At 38.9% G+C, this 18,338-nt stretch carries 26 protein-coding genes; all 26 read right to left on the reverse strand.

Annotated elements, in window-relative coordinates; all coding sequences use genetic code 11:
* Window positions 1-26: 26 nt before the first annotated feature.
* A complete protein-coding gene (rpmD, locus tag ACEWK1_RS13770; RefSeq protein ID WP_026561237.1) occupies window positions 27-209 on the reverse strand; it encodes a 50S ribosomal protein L30 in 183 nt (60 codons plus the stop codon).
* A 12-nt stretch (window positions 210-221) separates the two neighbouring features.
* On the reverse strand, window positions 222-722 hold the full coding sequence (gene rpsE, locus ACEWK1_RS13775) for a 30S ribosomal protein S5 (protein WP_098798310.1): 501 nt from the start codon (window positions 720-722) through the stop codon (window positions 222-224).
* Between the two features lie 23 nt (window positions 723-745).
* Entirely contained in the window at window positions 746-1,108 is a 363-nt protein-coding gene (gene rplR, locus ACEWK1_RS13780) for a 50S ribosomal protein L18 (RefSeq protein ID WP_212138667.1), read from the reverse strand.
* A gap of 33 nt (window positions 1,109-1,141) precedes the next feature.
* A complete protein-coding gene (gene rplF / locus ACEWK1_RS13785; RefSeq protein ID WP_121664186.1) occupies window positions 1,142-1,681 on the reverse strand; it encodes a 50S ribosomal protein L6 in 540 nt (179 codons plus the stop codon).
* Between the two features lie 29 nt (window positions 1,682-1,710).
* Entirely contained in the window at window positions 1,711-2,109 is a 399-nt protein-coding gene (gene rpsH, locus ACEWK1_RS13790) for a 30S ribosomal protein S8 (RefSeq protein WP_098798313.1), read from the reverse strand.
* 31 nt (window positions 2,110-2,140) lie between these two features.
* Window positions 2,141-2,326, reverse strand: a complete 186-nt coding sequence (gene rpsN / locus ACEWK1_RS13795; protein WP_010285078.1) for a 30S ribosomal protein S14 — start codon at window positions 2,324-2,326, stop codon at window positions 2,141-2,143.
* A 24-nt stretch (window positions 2,327-2,350) separates the two neighbouring features.
* A complete protein-coding gene (rplE, locus tag ACEWK1_RS13800) occupies window positions 2,351-2,890 on the reverse strand; it encodes a 50S ribosomal protein L5 (protein ID WP_098798314.1) in 540 nt (179 codons plus the stop codon).
* Window positions 2,891-2,914: 24 nt separating this feature from the next.
* A complete protein-coding gene (gene rplX, locus ACEWK1_RS13805) occupies window positions 2,915-3,226 on the reverse strand; it encodes a 50S ribosomal protein L24 (RefSeq protein ID WP_098798315.1) in 312 nt (103 codons plus the stop codon).
* A gap of 36 nt (window positions 3,227-3,262) precedes the next feature.
* Window positions 3,263-3,631 carry a 50S ribosomal protein L14 gene (rplN, locus tag ACEWK1_RS13810; protein ID WP_026561230.1) on the reverse strand — a complete coding sequence of 123 codons (369 nt, stop codon included), beginning with the start codon at window positions 3,629-3,631 and terminating at the stop codon, window positions 3,263-3,265.
* 39 nt (window positions 3,632-3,670) lie between these two features.
* On the reverse strand, window positions 3,671-3,934 hold the full coding sequence (gene rpsQ, locus ACEWK1_RS13815) for a 30S ribosomal protein S17 (RefSeq protein ID WP_098798316.1): 264 nt from the start codon (window positions 3,932-3,934) through the stop codon (window positions 3,671-3,673).
* Between the two features lie 20 nt (window positions 3,935-3,954).
* Window positions 3,955-4,158 carry a 50S ribosomal protein L29 gene (gene rpmC, locus ACEWK1_RS13820; protein ID WP_098798317.1) on the reverse strand — a complete coding sequence of 68 codons (204 nt, stop codon included), beginning with the start codon at window positions 4,156-4,158 and terminating at the stop codon, window positions 3,955-3,957.
* Window positions 4,148-4,582 carry a 50S ribosomal protein L16 gene (gene rplP / locus ACEWK1_RS13825; protein WP_098798318.1) on the reverse strand — a complete coding sequence of 145 codons (435 nt, stop codon included), beginning with the start codon at window positions 4,580-4,582 and terminating at the stop codon, window positions 4,148-4,150. Before rplP ends, rpmC begins: the two co-directional genes overlap by 11 nt.
* A gap of 1 nt (window position 4,583) precedes the next feature.
* Window positions 4,584-5,240, reverse strand: a complete 657-nt coding sequence (rpsC, locus tag ACEWK1_RS13830; RefSeq protein WP_098798319.1) for a 30S ribosomal protein S3 — start codon at window positions 5,238-5,240, stop codon at window positions 4,584-4,586.
* 3 nt (window positions 5,241-5,243) lie between these two features.
* On the reverse strand, window positions 5,244-5,588 hold the full coding sequence (gene rplV, locus ACEWK1_RS13835; RefSeq protein WP_121664185.1) for a 50S ribosomal protein L22: 345 nt from the start codon (window positions 5,586-5,588) through the stop codon (window positions 5,244-5,246).
* 17 nt (window positions 5,589-5,605) lie between these two features.
* On the reverse strand, window positions 5,606-5,884 hold the full coding sequence (gene rpsS, locus ACEWK1_RS13840) for a 30S ribosomal protein S19 (RefSeq protein ID WP_026561224.1): 279 nt from the start codon (window positions 5,882-5,884) through the stop codon (window positions 5,606-5,608).
* Window positions 5,885-5,941: 57 nt separating this feature from the next.
* Window positions 5,942-6,772, reverse strand: coding sequence for a 50S ribosomal protein L2 (gene rplB, locus ACEWK1_RS13845; RefSeq protein ID WP_098798322.1), 831 nt, complete (start codon window positions 6,770-6,772; stop codon window positions 5,942-5,944).
* A gap of 27 nt (window positions 6,773-6,799) precedes the next feature.
* A complete protein-coding gene (gene rplW, locus ACEWK1_RS13850; protein WP_098798323.1) occupies window positions 6,800-7,087 on the reverse strand; it encodes a 50S ribosomal protein L23 in 288 nt (95 codons plus the stop codon).
* Window positions 7,087-7,710, reverse strand: a complete 624-nt coding sequence (rplD, locus tag ACEWK1_RS13855; protein WP_121664184.1) for a 50S ribosomal protein L4 — start codon at window positions 7,708-7,710, stop codon at window positions 7,087-7,089. Before rplD ends, rplW begins: the two co-directional genes overlap by 1 nt.
* 27 nt (window positions 7,711-7,737) lie before the next feature.
* The gene (gene rplC, locus ACEWK1_RS13860; RefSeq protein ID WP_121664183.1) at window positions 7,738-8,367 is read right to left on the reverse strand and encodes a 50S ribosomal protein L3; all 630 of its coding nucleotides are present in this window, start codon (window positions 8,365-8,367) and stop codon (window positions 7,738-7,740) included.
* Between the two features lie 43 nt (window positions 8,368-8,410).
* Complete coding sequence (gene rpsJ, locus ACEWK1_RS13865; RefSeq protein WP_026561219.1) at window positions 8,411-8,719, reverse strand: 30S ribosomal protein S10; 309 nt, start codon at window positions 8,717-8,719, stop codon at window positions 8,411-8,413.
* 987 nt (window positions 8,720-9,706) lie between these two features.
* A complete protein-coding gene (gene tuf, locus ACEWK1_RS13870) occupies window positions 9,707-10,897 on the reverse strand; it encodes an elongation factor Tu (RefSeq protein WP_121664182.1) in 1,191 nt (396 codons plus the stop codon).
* Window positions 10,898-11,011: 114 nt separating this feature from the next.
* Complete coding sequence (fusA, locus tag ACEWK1_RS13875) at window positions 11,012-13,090, reverse strand: elongation factor G (protein ID WP_098798327.1); 2,079 nt, start codon at window positions 13,088-13,090, stop codon at window positions 11,012-11,014.
* A 52-nt stretch (window positions 13,091-13,142) separates the two neighbouring features.
* The gene (gene rpsG / locus ACEWK1_RS13880) at window positions 13,143-13,613 is read right to left on the reverse strand and encodes a 30S ribosomal protein S7 (protein ID WP_098798328.1); all 471 of its coding nucleotides are present in this window, start codon (window positions 13,611-13,613) and stop codon (window positions 13,143-13,145) included.
* Between the two features lie 48 nt (window positions 13,614-13,661).
* A complete protein-coding gene (rpsL, locus tag ACEWK1_RS13885) occupies window positions 13,662-14,084 on the reverse strand; it encodes a 30S ribosomal protein S12 (RefSeq protein ID WP_066330432.1) in 423 nt (140 codons plus the stop codon).
* 102 nt (window positions 14,085-14,186) lie between these two features.
* Window positions 14,187-14,435 (reverse strand): 50S ribosomal protein L7ae-like protein, encoded by a 249-nt coding sequence (locus tag ACEWK1_RS13890; RefSeq protein WP_121664181.1) that lies wholly within the window; start codon window positions 14,433-14,435, stop codon window positions 14,187-14,189.
* Window positions 14,436-14,629: 194 nt separating this feature from the next.
* Window positions 14,630-18,229: a DNA-directed RNA polymerase subunit beta' gene (gene rpoC, locus ACEWK1_RS13895; RefSeq protein WP_121664180.1), complete on the reverse strand. Its 3,600-nt coding sequence runs from the start codon at window positions 18,227-18,229 to the stop codon at window positions 14,630-14,632.
* Window positions 18,230-18,338: the final 109 nt, after the last annotated feature.

An 18,338-nucleotide genomic window follows, 5' to 3' on the forward strand; every position in this document is an offset into this window, starting at 1 on the left:
CACCTCCTTATATATTTATGTTTCAATTATTGTTCTTTAACTGTAACTAAGTGAGCAACTTTATTAATCATACCGCGAATCGCAGGATTATCTTCTTGAACAACAGTTTGGTGTAACTTTTTAAGTCCAAGAGTTTTAACAGTAATACGTTGATCTTCAGGACGACCAATCACACTGCGAGTGAGGGTAATTTCTAACTTATTCGCCATTGTTTTCCCTCCTTATCCTAACAGTTCTTCTACCGTTTTTCCACGTAACTTCGCAACTTCTTCAGCACTCTTTAGATCATTTAATCCAGAGATTGTAGCACGAATCATATTAATTGGAGTGTTTGAACCTAAAGATTTTGAAAGAATATCAGCTACACCAGCTAACTCAAGTACCGCACGAACAGGTCCTCCTGCGATAACTCCAGTACCTTCTGATGCTGGTTTTAAGAGAATGTTACCTGCACCAAATTGACCGATAACTTGGTGAGGAATTGTAGTACCTACCATTGGTACCTCAATTAGATTTTTCTTAGCATCCTCAATTGCTTTACGGATTGCTTCTGGTACCTCTTGAGCTTTACCAGTACCGAAACCTACATGACCGTTTTTATCACCTACAACAACTAGTGCTGCAAAGCGGAAACGACGACCACCTTTAACAACTTTTGCAACGCGGTTTACCGTAACTACGCGTTCTTCAAGCTCTAATTTGTTTGGATCAATACGACGCATTCTTTGTGTCCCTCCTTTTGCGATTAAAATTCTAGTCCAGCCTCGCGAGCAGCTTCAGCTAGAGCCTTTACACGACCATGGTATAGATAACCCCCGCGATCAAATACAACTGTTTTAACGCCTTTTTCGATAGCACGTTTTGCTACTAATTCTCCAACCTTTTGAGCAGCTTCAGCATTGCTTTTAGAATCTAAATTAAGATCTTTATCTAATGTAGACGCACTTACTAAAGTAACTGAGTTAGTATCGTCAATTACTTGAGCGTAAATGTGTTGGTTAGAACGATATACATTTAAACGAGGACGTTCAGCTGTGCCTGTTAACTTAGCACGAACACGTGCGTGTCTTTTTTTACGTACAGCATTTTTATCAGCTTTAGTAATCATTTAGGTCACTCCTTTCTTATCAACTAAGCGATATTACTTCGCAGTTTTACCTTCTTTACGACGTACATGTTCGCCTTCGTAGCGAATACCTTTACCTTTGTAAGGCTCTGGTGGACGAACGTCACGAATATTAGCTGCAATAGCACCTACACGCTCTTTATCAGTTCCTTTTACAAGAACTTTAGTTTGTGATGGTACTTCAATTTCAATACCAGACTCAGGTGTGATTTCAACAGGGTGAGAGTAACCAACGTTAAGAACTAACTTGTTACCAGATTTAGATGCACGGTAACCGACACCGATAAGTTCTAAACCTCTTTCAAAACCTTTAGAAACACCTTCTACCATGTTTCCTAATAAGCTACGAGTTGTACCGTGTAAAGCACGGTGCTCCTTAGCATCAGAAGGACGAGTAACAGTTAACACGTTATCTTCAATAGCGATTTGCATATCAATATTGAATGTACGAGTTAATTCACCTTTAGGTCCTTTAACTGTTACAGTATTATCATCAGCGATGTTAATAGTAACACCAGCTGGGATTTCAAGTAATTTCTTACCAATACGAGACATTCATTACACCTCCATTCTATTTAAACGTATTACCAAACGTATGCTAATACTTCTCCACCAGTTTGTTTTGCACGAGCTTCTTTGTCAGTCAAAACACCTTGAGAAGTTGAAACGATCGCAATACCTAATCCGTTAAGTACACGTGGTACTTCACCAGCTTTAGCATATACACGAAGACCTGGTTTACTGATTCTTTTTAGGCCTGTAATTACACGTTCATTGTTAGCTCCGTATTTTAAGAAAATACGAATGATACCTTGTTTGTTATCTTCTACATACTCTACGTCACGTACGAAACCTTCACGTTTTAAGATTTCAGCGATTTCCTTTTTGATTGTTGATGCAGGAAACTCAAGTTTTTCGTGACGTACCATATTCGCATTACGAATGCGAGTAAGCATATCTGCAATAGGATCTGTCATAACCATTACTAAATAACCTCCTTCCCGTTATACGGTTTTACCAGCTAGCTTTTTTCACGCCTGGAATTTGACCTTTGTAAGCAAGTTCACGGAAACAAATACGGCAAAGCTTAAATTTACGTAGTACTGAGTGTGGACGTCCGCAACGTTCGCAACGAGTGTACTCTTGTACTTTAAACTTTTGCGTGCGCTTTTGCTTAGCAATCATTGATTTTTTAGCCACAATTTCGCCTCCCTTTACTAGCGATTATTTTTGGAACGGCATACCGAACTGTGTTAATAGTTCGCGCGCTTCTTCATCAGTATTCGCAGTTGTTACGATAACGATATCCATACCACGAACTTTGTTAACTTTATCATAATCAATCTCAGGGAAGATTAATTGCTCTTTCACACCTAAAGTGTAGTTTCCACGACCATCAAAAGATTTCTTAGAAACCCCACGGAAGTCACGTACACGTGGTAATGAAACAGAAATTAATTTATCTAAGAATTGGTACATACGCTCACCACGTAGTGTAACTTTTGCACCGATTGGCATACCTTCACGTAGACGGAAGCCCGCGATTGATTTTTTTGCTTTCGTTACAACTGGTTTTTGACCAGTGATTTGTCCTAACTCCTCAACAGCTACATCTAGTGCTTTTGAGTTAGATACTGCATCACCAACACCCATGTTGATTACGATTTTTTCGATTTTTGGAGTTTGCATTACTGATTTGTAAGAGAACTTTTTCATTAATGCAGGAGTAATTTCACTTTGATACTTTTCTTTAAGGCGGTTCATACATATACCTCCCTTCCTGATTTACTATTTATCTAAAGTTTCACCAGATTTTTTTGCTACACGTACCTTTTTACCGTCAACCACTTTATAACCAACACGAGTTGGCTCACCAGATTTAGGATCAAGTGGCATAACATTTGATACATGGATAGGTGCCTCTTGGTTTAAGATTCCACCTTGTGGGTTTGCTTGAGAAGGTTTAGCGTGTTTTTTCACGATGTTAATACCTTCTACAAGAATACGGTCTTTTTTAGGATAAGAAGCAAGAACAACGCCTTGTTTACCTTTATCCTTACCAGAGATAACCATTACTTTATCACCTTTTTTAACATGCATCCTAGTTGCACCTCCTTAGTAAGGCAATTCAATTTATTATAGAACTTCTGGAGCTAGAGAAACGATTTTCATGAAGTTGTTTTCACGTAATTCACGTGCAACTGGTCCGAAAATACGTGTACCACGTGGACCTTTGTCATCACGAATGATAACACATGCGTTTTCGTCGAATTTGATGTAAGAACCATCAGAACGACGAGCACCACTCTTAGTGCGCACGATTACAGCTTTTACAACATCACCTTTTTTGACAACGCCACCTGGTGTTGCTTGTTTTACCGTACAAACAATTACATCACCGATGTTAGCAGTCTTACGACCTGAACCACCTAACACTTTAATTGTTAATACTTCACGAGCACCAGAGTTGTCAGCAACTTTCAAACGAGATTCTTGTTGGATCATCTATGTTACCTCCCTTCGGAATTAACTATCCGAACAATATTAAATGATAATAGCTTCTTCAACAACACTAACTAAACGGAAGCGCTTTGTCGCAGATAATGGACGAGTTTCCATAATTCTTACGATATCGCCAGTTTTAGCTTGGTTGTTTTCATCATGAGCTTTGTATTTCTTAGAGTATTTTACACGTTTACCGTATAATGGGTGTGTTTTGTAAGTTTCTACAAGAACAGTGATAGTTTTATCCATTTTGTCAGAAACAACACGACCAGTATAGACTTTACGTTGGTTACGTTCACTCATTCAGTAAACCTCCTCTCTTATTAACGATTATTAGCAGCAAGCTCTCTTTCACGGATAACAGTTTTCATACGAGCGATCGATTTACGAACTTCACGGATGCGAGCAGTGTTTTCTAATTGTCCTGTCGCTAATTGAAAGCGAAGATTGAATAACTCTTCTTTAAGAGACTTTACTTTTTGTTCAATTTCAGCAGTGGTAAGGTCACGAATTTCATTAGCTTTCATTTGATTCACCACCAATTTCTTCACGTTTTACAAACTTCGTTTTAATCGGTAATTTATGAGAAGCTAAACGTAAAGCTTCACGAGCTACCTCTTCAGTAACACCAGAGATTTCGAACATAACTTTACCTGGTTTTACAACAGCTACCCAACCTTCTGGAGCACCTTTACCAGATCCCATACGTACCTCTAAAGGTTTTGCAGTATAAGGCTTAGAAGGGAAGATTTTAATCCAAACTTTTCCGCCACGTTTCATATAACGTGTCATCGCAATACGAGCAGCTTCGATTTGACGATTTGTGATCCATGAAGCTTCAAGAGCTTGAATTCCGAACTCACCGAAATGTACTTCAGTACCGCCTTTAGCACGACCGCGCATTTTTCCACGGTGCTCTCTGCGATATTTTACGCGTTTTGGCAATAACATATTATTTTCCTCCTTCCTCAGTTTTCTTCTTAGTAGGAAGAACCTCTCCACGATAGATCCAAACTTTTACGCCTAATTTACCGTAAGTTGTATCAGCTTCAGCTGTTCCATAATCGATATCAGCACGAAGTGTGTGTAGTGGAACTGTTCCTTCGCTATAGTGTTCAGCACGTGCGATATCTGCTCCACCTAAACGACCAGATACTTGAGTTTTGATACCTTGAGCACCAGCACGCATTGCACGTTGGATTGTTTGTTTTTGTGCACGACGGAAAGAAATACGGTTTTCTAATTGACGTGCGATATTTTCAGCAACTAATTTAGCATCTAAATCAGCTTTTTTAATTTCAAGAATGTTAATGTGTACACGTTTGCCAGTTAATTGGTTAAGTGCTTTACGAAGTGCTTCAACTTCAGTACCACCTTTACCGATTACCATACCTGGCTTAGCAGTGTGGATTGTAATGTTTACACGGTTAGCAGCACGCTCGATCTCAATTTTAGAAACAGATGCATCGCTAAGACGTTTAGTAACATATTCACGAATTTTAATATCTTCATGTAAAAGAGTTGAGTAGTCTTTTCCTGCGAACCATTTTGACTCCCAATCACGAATAACTCCGATACGAAGACCGACTGGATTTACCTTTTGACCCACTGATTATCCCTCCTTCTTTTCTGTTAAGATGATTGTGATGTGGCTTGTGCGTTTGTTGATTGCACTTGCGCGACCCATAGCACGTGGACGGAAACGTTTAAGAGTTGGACCTTCGTTTGCATAAGCTTCTGTTACAACTAAGCTATTAATGTCCATTTCATAGTTATGTTCAGCGTTAGCCACTGCTGATTTTAGTACTTTCTCTATGATTGGAGAAGCAGCCTTTGGCGTGTGATTTAAAATCGCTACTGCTTCACCTACTTGCTTACCTCGAATAAGATCTAGAACTAAACGAGCTTTACGAGGAGCAATACGAACTGTTCTTGCGACAGCTTTAGATTGTTGCATTTAAATGCCTCCTCTCATTAACGTCTTGTTTTTTTGTCATCACTAGCATGACCTTTGTAAGTACGTGTAGGTGCGAACTCACCTAGTTTATGACCTACCATATCCTCAGTTACATATACAGGAACATGTTTACGTCCATCATAAACAGCGATAGTGTGACCAATAAATTGTGGGAAAATTGTAGAACGACGTGACCAAGTTTTAATAACTTGCTTTTTCTCAGTTTCATTTAATTTCTCAACTTTGTTCATTAAATGATCATCAACGAATGGTCCCTTTTTTAAGCTACGGCCCATGATTGTACCTCCCTTCGCGATCGTGCTACGGTTCGATTGAACCGTAGTTCAATCACGTTATTTTTTACGGCGACGCACGATAAATTTATCTGATTTGTTCTTCTTCTTACGAGTCTTAGCTCCAAGAGTTGGTTTACCCCATGGAGACATTGGTGATTTACGTCCGATTGGAGCGCGTCCTTCACCACCACCGTGTGGGTGATCGTTAGGGTTCATTACAGATCCACGAACAGTAGGGCGTTTGCCTAACCAACGTGAACGACCTGCTTTACCAATGTTAATAAGTTCATGTTGCTCGTTTCCTACTTGACCTACAGTTGCACGGCAAGTAGCAAGAATCATACGAACTTCACCAGAGTTTAAACGTACAAGTACGTATTTACCCTCTTTACCTAATACTTGAGCAGAAGTACCTGCAGAACGAACTAATTGTCCACCTTTACCAGGTTTTAATTCGATGTTGTGTACTACTGTACCTACAGGAATGTTTAGTAATGGTAGTGCATTACCCACTTTAATATCTGCTTCAGGGCCAGACATAATCTCTAGACCTACTTTTAAATTCTTAGGTGCAAGGATGTATCTTTTCTCACCATCAACATAGTTGATTAATGCGATGTTTGCAGAACGATTTGGATCGTACTCGATTGTAGCAACGCGTCCTGGTATACCATCTTTGTCGCGTTTGAAATCAATCACACGATATTGGCGTTTGTGTCCACCACCTTGGTGACGAACTGTTAATTTACCTTGGTTATTACGACCACCTTTTTTGTGTAAAGGTGCAAGTAACGATTTTTCTGGTTGATCTGTCGTGATTTCAGCAAAATCCGATACTGTCATTCCACGACGACCGTTTGAGGTTGGTTTATATTTTTTAATCGCCATATCGATATCCCTCCTTTTCTATTAAAATTATACTTCGAATAATTCGATTTCTTTGCTATCTGCAGTAAGCTTGATGATCGCTTTACGACGACGGTTAGTTAAACCGCTGTAACGACCAACACGCTTTAATTTACCTTTGTAGTTCATGATGTTTACTTTTTCAACTTTTACGCCAAAGATTGATTCGATCGCATCTTTAACTTCAGTTTTATTAGCCTTAACATCTACTTCAAACGTATATTTTTTCTCAGTCATAAGATCTGTTGAACGTTCAGTGATTACGGGGCGCTTAATAATATCACGAGGATCTTTCATTATGCAAGTACCTCCTCTACTTTTTGCACCGCAGCTTTCGTCATAATAAGCTTATCGTGGTTAAGTACATCAAGTACATTTACACCACTCGCAGTAACAACTGTTACTCCAGGGATGTTACGAGCTGATAATGCAACATTTTCGTTGTTGTCAGCTGTTACAATTAACGCTTTTCTTTCAACAGAAAGACCTTTAAGAACAGAAGCCATTTCTTTTGTTTTTGGAGCGTTAAGTGCTAAATCCTCTAAAACAACGATATCGTTGTCAACTACTTTTGATGATAAAGCTGATTTGATTGCTAAACGGCGAACTTTTTTAGGTAATTTATAAGCATATGAACGTGGAGTTGGTCCAAATACAATACCACCACCGCGCCATTGTGGAGAGCGAATAGATCCTTGACGAGCACGTCCAGTACCCTTTTGACGCCAAGGTTTGCGTCCTCCGCCTGCTACTTCAGAACGATTTTTTACTTTGTGAGTTCCTTGACGTAAGGAAGCTCTTTGCATGATAACCGCTTCAAATAATACATGCTGATTAGGTTCGATACCAAATACAGAATCATTAAGTTCGATTTCTCCAACGTTTGATCCAGTTTGGTTTAATAATGCTACTTTAGGCATTACCCAATTCCTCCTTTCTTAAAGAAATTATTTAGATTTAACTGCGCTTTTCACAGTGATAAGTGCTTTTTTAGGTCCTGGTACATTACCTTTGATTAATAATAGATTACGTTCTGCATCTACTCTAACGATCTCTAAGTTTTGAACCGTAATACGTTCTCCACCCATACGACCAGGTAATAGTTTGTTTTTGAATACACGGTTAGGTGCTACAGGTCCCATTGAACCTGGACGACGATGGTAACGAGAACCGTGAGACATTGGTCCACGAGATTGTCCGTGGCGTTTAATAGAGCCTTGGAAACCTTTCCCTTTAGAAATTCCTGTTACATCTACGATTTCACCTGCTGTGAAAATATCAACTTTGACTTCTTGACCTACTTCGATTTGCTCTAAGCTAGCTTCACGAAGTTCTTTAACGAAGCGCTTAGGTGCAGTATTAGCTTTTGCAACGTGTCCTTTTTCTGGTTTGTTAGAAAGCTTTTCACGTTTATCTTCAAATCCTAATTGAACTGCGTTGTATCCATCAGTATCAACAGATTTCTTTTGAAGAACTACGTTTGGAGAAGCTTCGATAACAGTTACCGGAATTAAATCACCGTTTTCAGCAAATACTTGCGTCATACCGACTTTTCTTCCTAAGATTCCTTTGGTCATGAGTCACACCTCCTATAAATTATCAATCATTTATTTTAAAAAATTATAATTTGATTTCAATGTCAACACCAGATGGTAAGTCAAGACGCATTAATGCATCAACAGTTTGTGGTGTTGGGCTGATGATATCAATTAAACGCTTATGCGTACGCATTTCGAATTGCTCACGAGAATCTTTGTATTTATGAACCGCACGTAGGATTGTGTATACTGATCTTTCTGTTGGTAACGGAATTGGACCAGAAACATTTGCACCTGAACGTTTTGCAGTTTCTACAATTTTCTCTGCAGATTGATCAAGAATTCTGTGATCATAAGCTTTTAAACGGATACGAATCTTTTGTTTTGCCATTATTTTCCCTCCTTTTCGCCTACTTTTAAAATAGACATTTTCTCCGCAAGAATTTTCCCTACACACGCCATGGCAAAGCGGCCGTGTGTATCGGCAACCTCCTGCTTCATCGCAGTCAAAGACCAACATTGTCTATTATACATAAAACTTATGTTAGATGCAAGAACTATTTAAAATACCTAGTTACTTGAGCACTTTTCATATTATACATAGATTGTATAAAGATATCAAGGATATCATTGTTGGTTTATTATTCATGTATTAGAAATGTAAGTGAAATGTTTTTTTAAAAGGACAGATCCTATTTAGATAGTCATTAATCAGTCTAATATATGTCACTGTACTCAGAAGCCTCTTAAGAGTAATCTTACTTATATAGTAGAAATAGGTCATATTCATATATCAAAGTATTAAAGATTATTGGATATATGGGAATGTTAGTTGGTGCTCGTGGGCTTTTTTCTGCAAAGGTATAAGACGGGGTTTATGTTTTGGGGATAGTTGTGGTAGAGGGGATAGTTGAAAGGATTGCCACGAGGAGTATCTTATCCTAGTTTGTATAGAGTTAGAACAGTTTGTTAGTTTGGGCTTATTTTGACAGAGAGAGTGAACATCTTTTCGAAGTTGATTACTTTTATACTTCATATCGTTTATGATATCATCTCATTCTTCATTACCAGCATGTTTGGTCATCATCACTCTTATGAAGATCATTTCTTACTTTATTAATAATGCCTTTATTCTTCATTCCCTTTATGAAGACAATCTCACTCTTCATTTCTATCACTATTGTTCGTCATCCCTTTTATGAAGACCATTTCTCCGTTCATTCCTATCATCTTTGTTCCTCATTCCTTTCTGAAGGCCACTCCCCCATATCCATCTCTTTGAATTTCATCAATTTTATAAAACTTCATTCACATCATTGTTAATATGTATGTACAAAAAAAGACGAGCATTATATGCTCGCCTTTTATATATTACAAATTAAGATTGGATAGAAGCTACAACGCCAGCGCCTACTGTACGTCCACCTTCACGGATTGAGAATTTAGTTCCTTCTTCAATCGCGATTGGAGCAATAAGTTCAACTGTCATTTCAACGTTATCCCCAGGCATAACCATTTCTACGCCTTCAGGAAGTTGGCAGATACCAGTTACATCAGTTGTACGGAAGTAGAACTGAGGACGGTAGTTAGTGAAGAATGGAGTGTGACGTCCACCTTCTTCTTTTGATAATACATAAACTTCTGCTTTGAAGTTAGTGTGTGGAGTGATTGTACCTGGTTTAGCAAGTACTTGTCCACGTTGAACATCATCACGAGCAACCCCACGAAGAAGTGCACCGATGTTGTCACCAGCTTCAGCATAATCAAGAAGCTTACGGAACATTTCAACACCTGTTACAGTAGTTGATTTTGGCTCTTCAGTTAAACCGATGATGTCGATTACGTCACCAACTTTAACTTGTCCACGCTCAACACGACCTGTAGCAACTGTTCCACGACCAGTGATTGAGAATACGTCCTCAACTGGCATCATGAATGGTTTGTCAGTGTCACGTTCTGGAGTTGGGATGTACTCATCAACAGCGTTCATAAGTTCAACGATTTTTTCTTCCCACTCAGCTTCACCTTCAAGTGCTTTAAGAGCAGAACCTTTGATTACAGGCACATCGTCACCTGGGAAATCATACTCAGAAAGTAAGTCACGAACTTCCATTTCAACTAGTTCTAATAACTCTTCGTCATCAACCATGTCACATTTGTTTAAGAATACAACAAGGTAAGGTACACCTACTTGACGAGATAATAGGATGTGCTCACGAGTTTGTGGCATTGGGCCGTCAGCAGCAGATACTACTAGGATACCACCGTCCATTTGAGCAGCACCAGTGATCATGTTTTTAACATAGTCAGCATGTCCTGGGCAGTCAACGTGTGCATAGTGACGAGTTTCAGTTTCATACTCAACGTGTGCAGTTGAGATAGTGATTCCACGCTCACGCTCTTCAGGAGCAGCATCGATCATATCATATGCCATCGCTGCACCTTTACCACTGCGCTTAGCAAGTACAGTTGTGATTGCAGCTGTTAAAGTTGTTTTACCATGGTCAACGTGTCCGATTGTACCGATATTAGCATGCGTTTTGGAACGGTCGAATTTTTCTTTAGCCATTCTAAAAATCCTCCTTAGAGTTCTAATTTTTTTTGGATATATGTAACAGAAAGTGAAACATCACCTTCTGTTCTCACATAAGTAGTTATACTTCATAAAAGGGGGTAAAATCAATTACTCACCTTTATTTTTTTTGATAATTTCTTCAGAAATGGATTTTGGAACTTCTTCGTAGTGATCAAAGTGCATTGTGAATACACCGCGTCCTTGAGTGTTAGAACGTAATGAAGTTGCATAACCAAACATTTCAGATAGTGGAACCATAGCACGTACTACTTGAGCATTACCACGAGCTTCCATACCTTCTACACGTCCACGGCGAGAAGTAACTCCTCCCATGATATCTCCCATGTATTCTTCTGGAATTACAACTTCTACCTTCATAACTGGCTCTAGGATTACAGGGCTACATTTTGATACAGCATTTTTAAGAGCTAAAGATGCTGCGATCTTGAACGCCATCTCACTTGAGTCAACGTCATGGTAAGATCCATCTACTAAAGCAGCTTTTACATCAACTAATGGGAAACCAGCAAGAACACCGTTTTGCATTGCATCTTCAAGACCAGCTTGAACTGCAGGAACGTATTCACGTGGAACTACCCCACCAACGATTTTGTTTTCAAATTCGAAGCCTTTACCTTCTTCGTTTGGTTCGAACTCGATCCAAACGTGTCCGAATTGTCCACGACCACCAGATTGACGTGCAAACTTACCTTCAACTTTTGCTCCTTGACGGAATGTTTCGCGGTATGCAACCTGTGGCGCACCAACATTAGCTTCTACTTTGAATTCACGTTTCATACGATCAACTAGGATATCTAGGTGAAGCTCACCCATACCCGCGATGATTGTTTGACCTGTTTCTGGGTCAGTATGAGCACGGAATGTTGGATCTTCTTCTTGAAGTTTTTGTAAAGCAGTAGTCATTTTATCTTGGTCTGCTTTTGATTTTGGTTCAACAGAAAGTTGAATAACTGGCTCAGGGAATTGCATAGACTCTAAGATAACAAGGTTTTTCTCGTCACATAGAGTGTCACCAGTTGTTGTATCTTTTAAACCTACAGCTGCAGCGATATCACCAGAGTAAACCTCAGAGATTTCCTCACGGCTGTTTGCGTGCATTTGAAGGATACGACCTACACGCTCACGCTTACCTTTAGTAGAGTTTTGGATGTAAGATCCAGAACTTAAAGTACCAGAGTAAACACGGAAGAATGTAAGTTTCCCAACGTAAGGATCTGTCATTACTTTGAAAGCTAATGCAGCGAATGGGCCTTCATCGCTAGATTCACGAGTTACTTCTTCTTCAGTATCAGGAATGATACCTTTAATTGCAGCTACGTCAATAGGAGCTGGAAGATAATCAATAACTGCGTCTAACATTTTTTGAACACCTTTGTTTTTGAACGCAGATCCACAGATTACTGGGTAGAATTCTACATTTAAAGTACCTTTACGAATTGCAGCTTTTAGCTCATCGTTAGAGATTTCTTCTCCACCAAGGTATCTTTCCATTAAGTCTTCATCAAGTTCTGCTACTGCTTCAACTAACTTTTCACGGTATTCTTCAGCTTGTTCTTGGTATTCTTCAGGAATTTCTTTATCAACGATATCAGTTCCTAAATCATTACCATAGAATGTAGCCTTCATTTCTACAAGGTCGATAATACCTTCAAATTGATCCTCAGCACCAATTGGTAATTGAATTGGATGAGCATTCGCTTGAAGACGATCATGTAGAGTTGAAACAGAGTATAAGAAGTCAGCACCAATTTTGTCCATTTTATTAACGAACACAACACGTGGTACGCCATATGTTGTTGCTTGACGCCATACTGTTTCAGTTTGTGGCTCAACACCTGATTGAGCATCAAGAACTGCTACTGCACCATCAAGTACACGTAAAGAACGTTCAACTTCAACAGTGAAGTCTACGTGTCCTGGAGTATCAATGATGTTTACACGATGACCTTTCCACGACGCAGTTGTCGCCGCAGAAGTAATCGTGATTCCACGTTCTTGTTCTTGCTCCATCCAGTCCATCTGAGATGCACCTTCATGAGTTTCACCGATTTTGTGGATACGTCCAGTGTAATAAAGAACACGCTCAGTTGTTGTTGTTTTACCAGCATCAATATGAGCCATGATTCCGATATTACGAGTATTCTTTAAGGAGAACTCTCTTGCCATTGGGTAATTTCTCCTTCCTTATAGGAAATTTAGTTTGATTAGATTGTATTGATTACCAACGATAGTGAGCAAATGCTTTATTTGCTTCAGCCATCTTATGAGTATCTTCACGTTTCTTAACTGCTGCACCAGTGTTGTTAGCAGCATCTAGAATTTCGTTAGCTAAACGCTCTTCCATCGTTTTTTCTCCACGAAGACGAGCGTAGTTTACTAACCAACGTAAACCTAAAGTTGTACGACGATCTGGACGTACTTCTACAGGTACTTGGTAGTTAGCACCACCTACACGACGTGCTTTAACTTCAAGAACTGGCATGATGTTTTTAAGTGCTTGTTCAAACACTTCCATTGCATCATTACCTGAACGTTCTTTAATTAAATCGAAAGCATTGTAAAGTACAGATTGTGCTTTACCTCTTTTTCCGTCGATCATAATTCTGTTTACTAAACGTGTAACAAGCTTTGAATTGTAAATTGGATCTGGTAACACATCTCTTTTTGCTACAGGACCTTTACGTGGCATGTTATGTCCTCCCTTCATCTAAGTTTTTATTTTTAATGTCTTATAACATTATTTTTTAGCAGCTTTTGGACGTTTTGTACCGTATTTAGAACGGCCTTGCATACGTCCATCAACACCAGCAGTATCTAACGCACCACGAACGATGTGATAACGTACCCCCGGTAAATCTTTTACACGTCCACCACGGATAAGAACAACACTGTGCTCTTGTAAGTTGTGGCCAATACCAGGAATGTATGCTGTTACTTCAATTCCGTTTGTTAAACGAACACGAGCATATTTACGAAGCGCTGAGTTAGGTTTCTTCGGCGTCATCGTACCTACACGAGTACATACACCACGTTTTTGAGGTGAAGATACGTTAGTTTGCTCTTTTTTGAAGCTGTTGTAACCTTTGTTTAATGCAGGTGATTTAGATTTCTCTACTTTGCTTACGCGACCTTTACGCACTAATTGATTAATAGTAGGCATTATTGTTTTCCTCCCTTCACTTTTTAATACCACACATCCAGGTGGTTCATATTTAGGCAAAAACAAAGTTTCTGCATTTATGAATCTGCAAAAACATCTATTTTACCGGATTATAGCTACAGCTGCAGCTCCCACTTCTATTCCACAAGCTCTTCCAAGCTTTTTCATAGATGAAACTGTTGTTAAAGGGACTTTTTGAGTTTCTGCTGTTTGAATAACCTTTTGGATAATTCTATAATCAGCATCTTCTGCTATAATGATCTCTTTAACTTCATTATTCATAAGAGCTTTGACTGATTGCTTAGTACCAACAATGATTTCATTTGCCTGTGATACTTTATCATAAGACATAAGCTTATATCCTCCAAAGCAACAGGTTTAAGATTGGAACACCTTGAATATAGTAACATTGCGCGAGACGGATGTCAACAATCATCTAAAAAAACTTTATTCATCCATTTCTTCACAGCTTACAAGGATTATATTTGATAAACTCCAGTAAAAATCATTGGGGGATTACCCCCCCAATGATGGAGTTATAATCATTAATCTACTGATACTACTTCTTCAACTTGCTCAACTTTAGCAATTGGTTCAGTTTGACGATATCTTGTCATACCAGTACCTGCAGGAACAAGTTTACCAATAATTACATTTTCTTTAAGTCCTAGTAATTCATCACGTTTTCCTTTAATTGCTGCATCAGTAAGAACTCTAGTTGTTTCTTGGAATGATGCGGCAGATAAGAAGGAGTCAGTTTCAAGAGATGCTTTTGTAATACCAAGCAATACTGGACGTCCAGTTGCAGGGCGTTTACCATCTAACAACACTTGTTTGTTAGCATCAGTGAACTGATGAACATCAAGGAGTGTACCTGGTAGTACATCTGTATCACCAGCATCCATGACACGGACTTTACGTAACATTTGTCTTACCATAACCTCTACGTGTTTATCTCCAATTTCTACCCCTTGCATACGGTAAACTTTTTGAACTTCACGTAGTAAATATTGTTGAACTGCTTGAAGATCTTTTACTTTTAGTAATTCCTTAGGATCTATTGAACCTTCTGTCAAGACTTGACCACTCTCAATTTTATCACCTTGAGTAACTTTAAGTCTTGCATTATATGGAGCTGTATAAGAACGGGATTCTACATCACCTTGAATCACTATTTCTTGCTGTTTATCACGAACTTCATTGATCTCAGCTACAACACCATTTATTTCAGAAATGATCGCTTGACCTTTAGGATTCCTTGCTTCAAACAACTCTTGGATACGAGGTAAACCTTGTGTGATATCGTCTCCGGCAACCCCACCTGTATGGAATGTACGCATTGTTAATTGTGTACCAGGCTCACCGATTGATTGAGCAGCAATAATACCAACTGCTTCACCAACTTCTACTTCACTTCCTGTAGCAAGGTTACGTCCGTAACATTTTTTACATACACCATGTCTAGTGTTACAAGTAAATGCAGAGCGAATCCATACTTTATCAATTCCAGCTTCCATAATTTCTACTGCAATATCCTCAGTAATTAATTCATTTTCCTCAACAATTACCTTATCTGTTTCAGGGTGTTTTACAACTTTACGGCAATATCGACCAATTAGACGTTCATCTAATTTTTCAATAATCTCCGTGCCTTCTCTAATTGCCTCAGCTAGAATGCCTCGATCTGTACCACAATCATCATCACGGATGATAACATCTTGGGCAACGTCAACAAGACGACGAGTTAAGTAACCTGAGTCAGCTGTTTTTAAGGCAGTATCCGCAAGACCTTTACGTGCACCGTGTGTAGAGATGAAATACTCTAATACAGTTAAACCTTCACGGAAACTTGATTTGATTGGTAATTCAATGATACGCCCAGCCGGGTTGGCCATTAATCCACGCATACCAGCAAGCTGAGTAAAGTTAGATGCGTTACCACGGGCACCAGAGTCACTCATCATGAAGATCGGGTTACGTTTATCTAGGGACGCCATTAATTTCCCTTGAATATTATCTTTTGCAGCACTCCAGATAGAGATAACACGTTCATAACGCTCATCTTCAGTAATTAAACCTCTTCTGAACTGTTTTAATACGTTATCTACCTTAGCTTGTGCTTCACCGATAATTTCTTGTTTTTCTTTTAATACGATGATGTCAGATACACCAACCGTAATACCAGCTTTTGTAGAGTAACTGAAACCTAGGTTCTTCATGCGATCTAGCATTTTAGATGTTTCAGTAATATGGAATCTTTTGAAGATTTCTGCAATGATTTTCCCTAGAATCCCCTTCTTAAATGGCGGGATTTCATCTAGAGCTGCAACATGTTCTTTCACATCAACAGTTGGAGCTACAAAGTATTTATCAGGTGTTTTCTCTTCAATGTTTTCTTTTGTTGGTTCATTCATGTAAGGGAATGACTCAGGTAAGATTTCATTGAAGATTAACTTACCAACAGAAGTAACAAGCAACATTTTGTTTTGTTCTTCTGTGAATGTTTGATTTTTTAATGAAGATGCTTGAACCGCAACACGTGTATGTAAATGTACATATCCGTTTTGATAAGCAAGTAGTGCTTCATTCGTATCTTTAAAGATCATACCTTCACCAATTGCACCAGCACGCTCTAATGTTAAGTAATAGTTACCTAATACCATATCCTGAGAAGGAGTAACAACTGGCTTACCATCCTTAGGATTAAGGATATTTTGAGCTGCTAGCATTAAAATACGTGCTTCAGCTTGTGCCTCAGCTGATAATGGTACGTGAACGGCCATTTGGTCACCGTCAAAGTCCGCATTATAAGCAGTACATACTAGTGGGTGAAGACGAATTGCACGACCTTCTACTAAAGTTGGTTCGAAGGCTTGAATTCCTAATCTATGAAGAGTTGGTGCACGGTTTAGTAAAACTGGATGTTCTTTAATAACTGATTCTAAAACATCCCATACTTCTGGCTGCACTCTCTCAATTTTACGTTTAGCACTCTTAATGTTATGAGCTAATCCTTTTTCAACTAACTCTTTCATAACAAATGGTTTAAACAGTTCTAGCGCCATCTCTTTTGGTAAACCACATTGATACATCTTAAGGTTTGGACCTACAACGATAACAGAACGACCAGAGTAGTCAACACGCTTACCTAATAAGTTCTGACGGAAACGTCCTTGTTTACCTTTTAACATATGTGAAAGTGATTTTAACGGACGATTACCTGGTCCTGTAACAGGGCGTCCACGACGTCCATTATCAATAAGAGCATCAACTGCTTCTTGAAGCATACGCTTCTCATTTTGAACGATAATGCTTGGTGCTCCAAGATCTAATAAACGCTTAAGACGGTTGTTACGGTTAATAACACGTCTGTATAAATCATTTAAATCAGAAGTAGCAAAACGTCCACCATCAAGCTGTACCATTGGACGTAATTCAGGTGGGATAACAGGAAGTACATCAAGAATCATCCAAGATGGTTCATTTCCTGAGTTACGGAATGCTTCAAGTACTTCTAGACGTTTAATTGCACGTGTACGACGCTGTCCTTGAGCTGTTTTTAACTCTTCTTTTAAAGAATCCACTTCTTTATCTAGATCAATATCTGATAATAGCTTTTTAATAGCTTCTGCACCCATAGATGCTTGGAAGGTATTACCGTACTTTTCACGGTAAGCTCGGTATTCTTTTTCAGAAAGTAATTGTTTTTTCTCAAGAGGAGTATCACCAGTTTCAGTTGTTACATAAGAAGCAAAATAAATAACTTCTTCTAAAGCACGTGGTGACATGTCTAGCACAAGCCCCATACGACTTGGAATTCCCTTGAAATACCAAATATGCGATACAGGAGCAGCTAATTCAATATGTCCCATTCTTTCACGACGTACTTTTGCACGAGTTACTTCAACTCCACAACGATCACAAACTACACCTTTATAGCGAACTCTTTTATATTTACCGCAATGACATTCCCAGTCTTTTGTTGGTCCAAAGATACGTTCGCAAAACAGACCATCTTTTTCTGGTTTTAATGTACGGTAATTGATTGTTTCTGGTTTCTTAACCTCACCAAAGGACCAAGAACGAATCTTGTCAGGTGAAGCTAAGCCGATGCTCATATATTCAAAATTATTTACATCTATCAAGGGGCCTACCTCCCTTTTCGTCTTCAGGTTCTACCCAATTTAAATGGCTGTATTTGAGTCAAGTTTAAAGTTCTTTTTAGTAGAAAGTTAAACTGCTATGTAAAAGCAA

Source organism: Metabacillus sp. YM-086 (assembly GCF_048059995.1).
Taxonomy (GTDB): Bacteria; Bacillota; Bacilli; order Bacillales; family Bacillaceae; genus Metabacillus; species Metabacillus litoralis_B.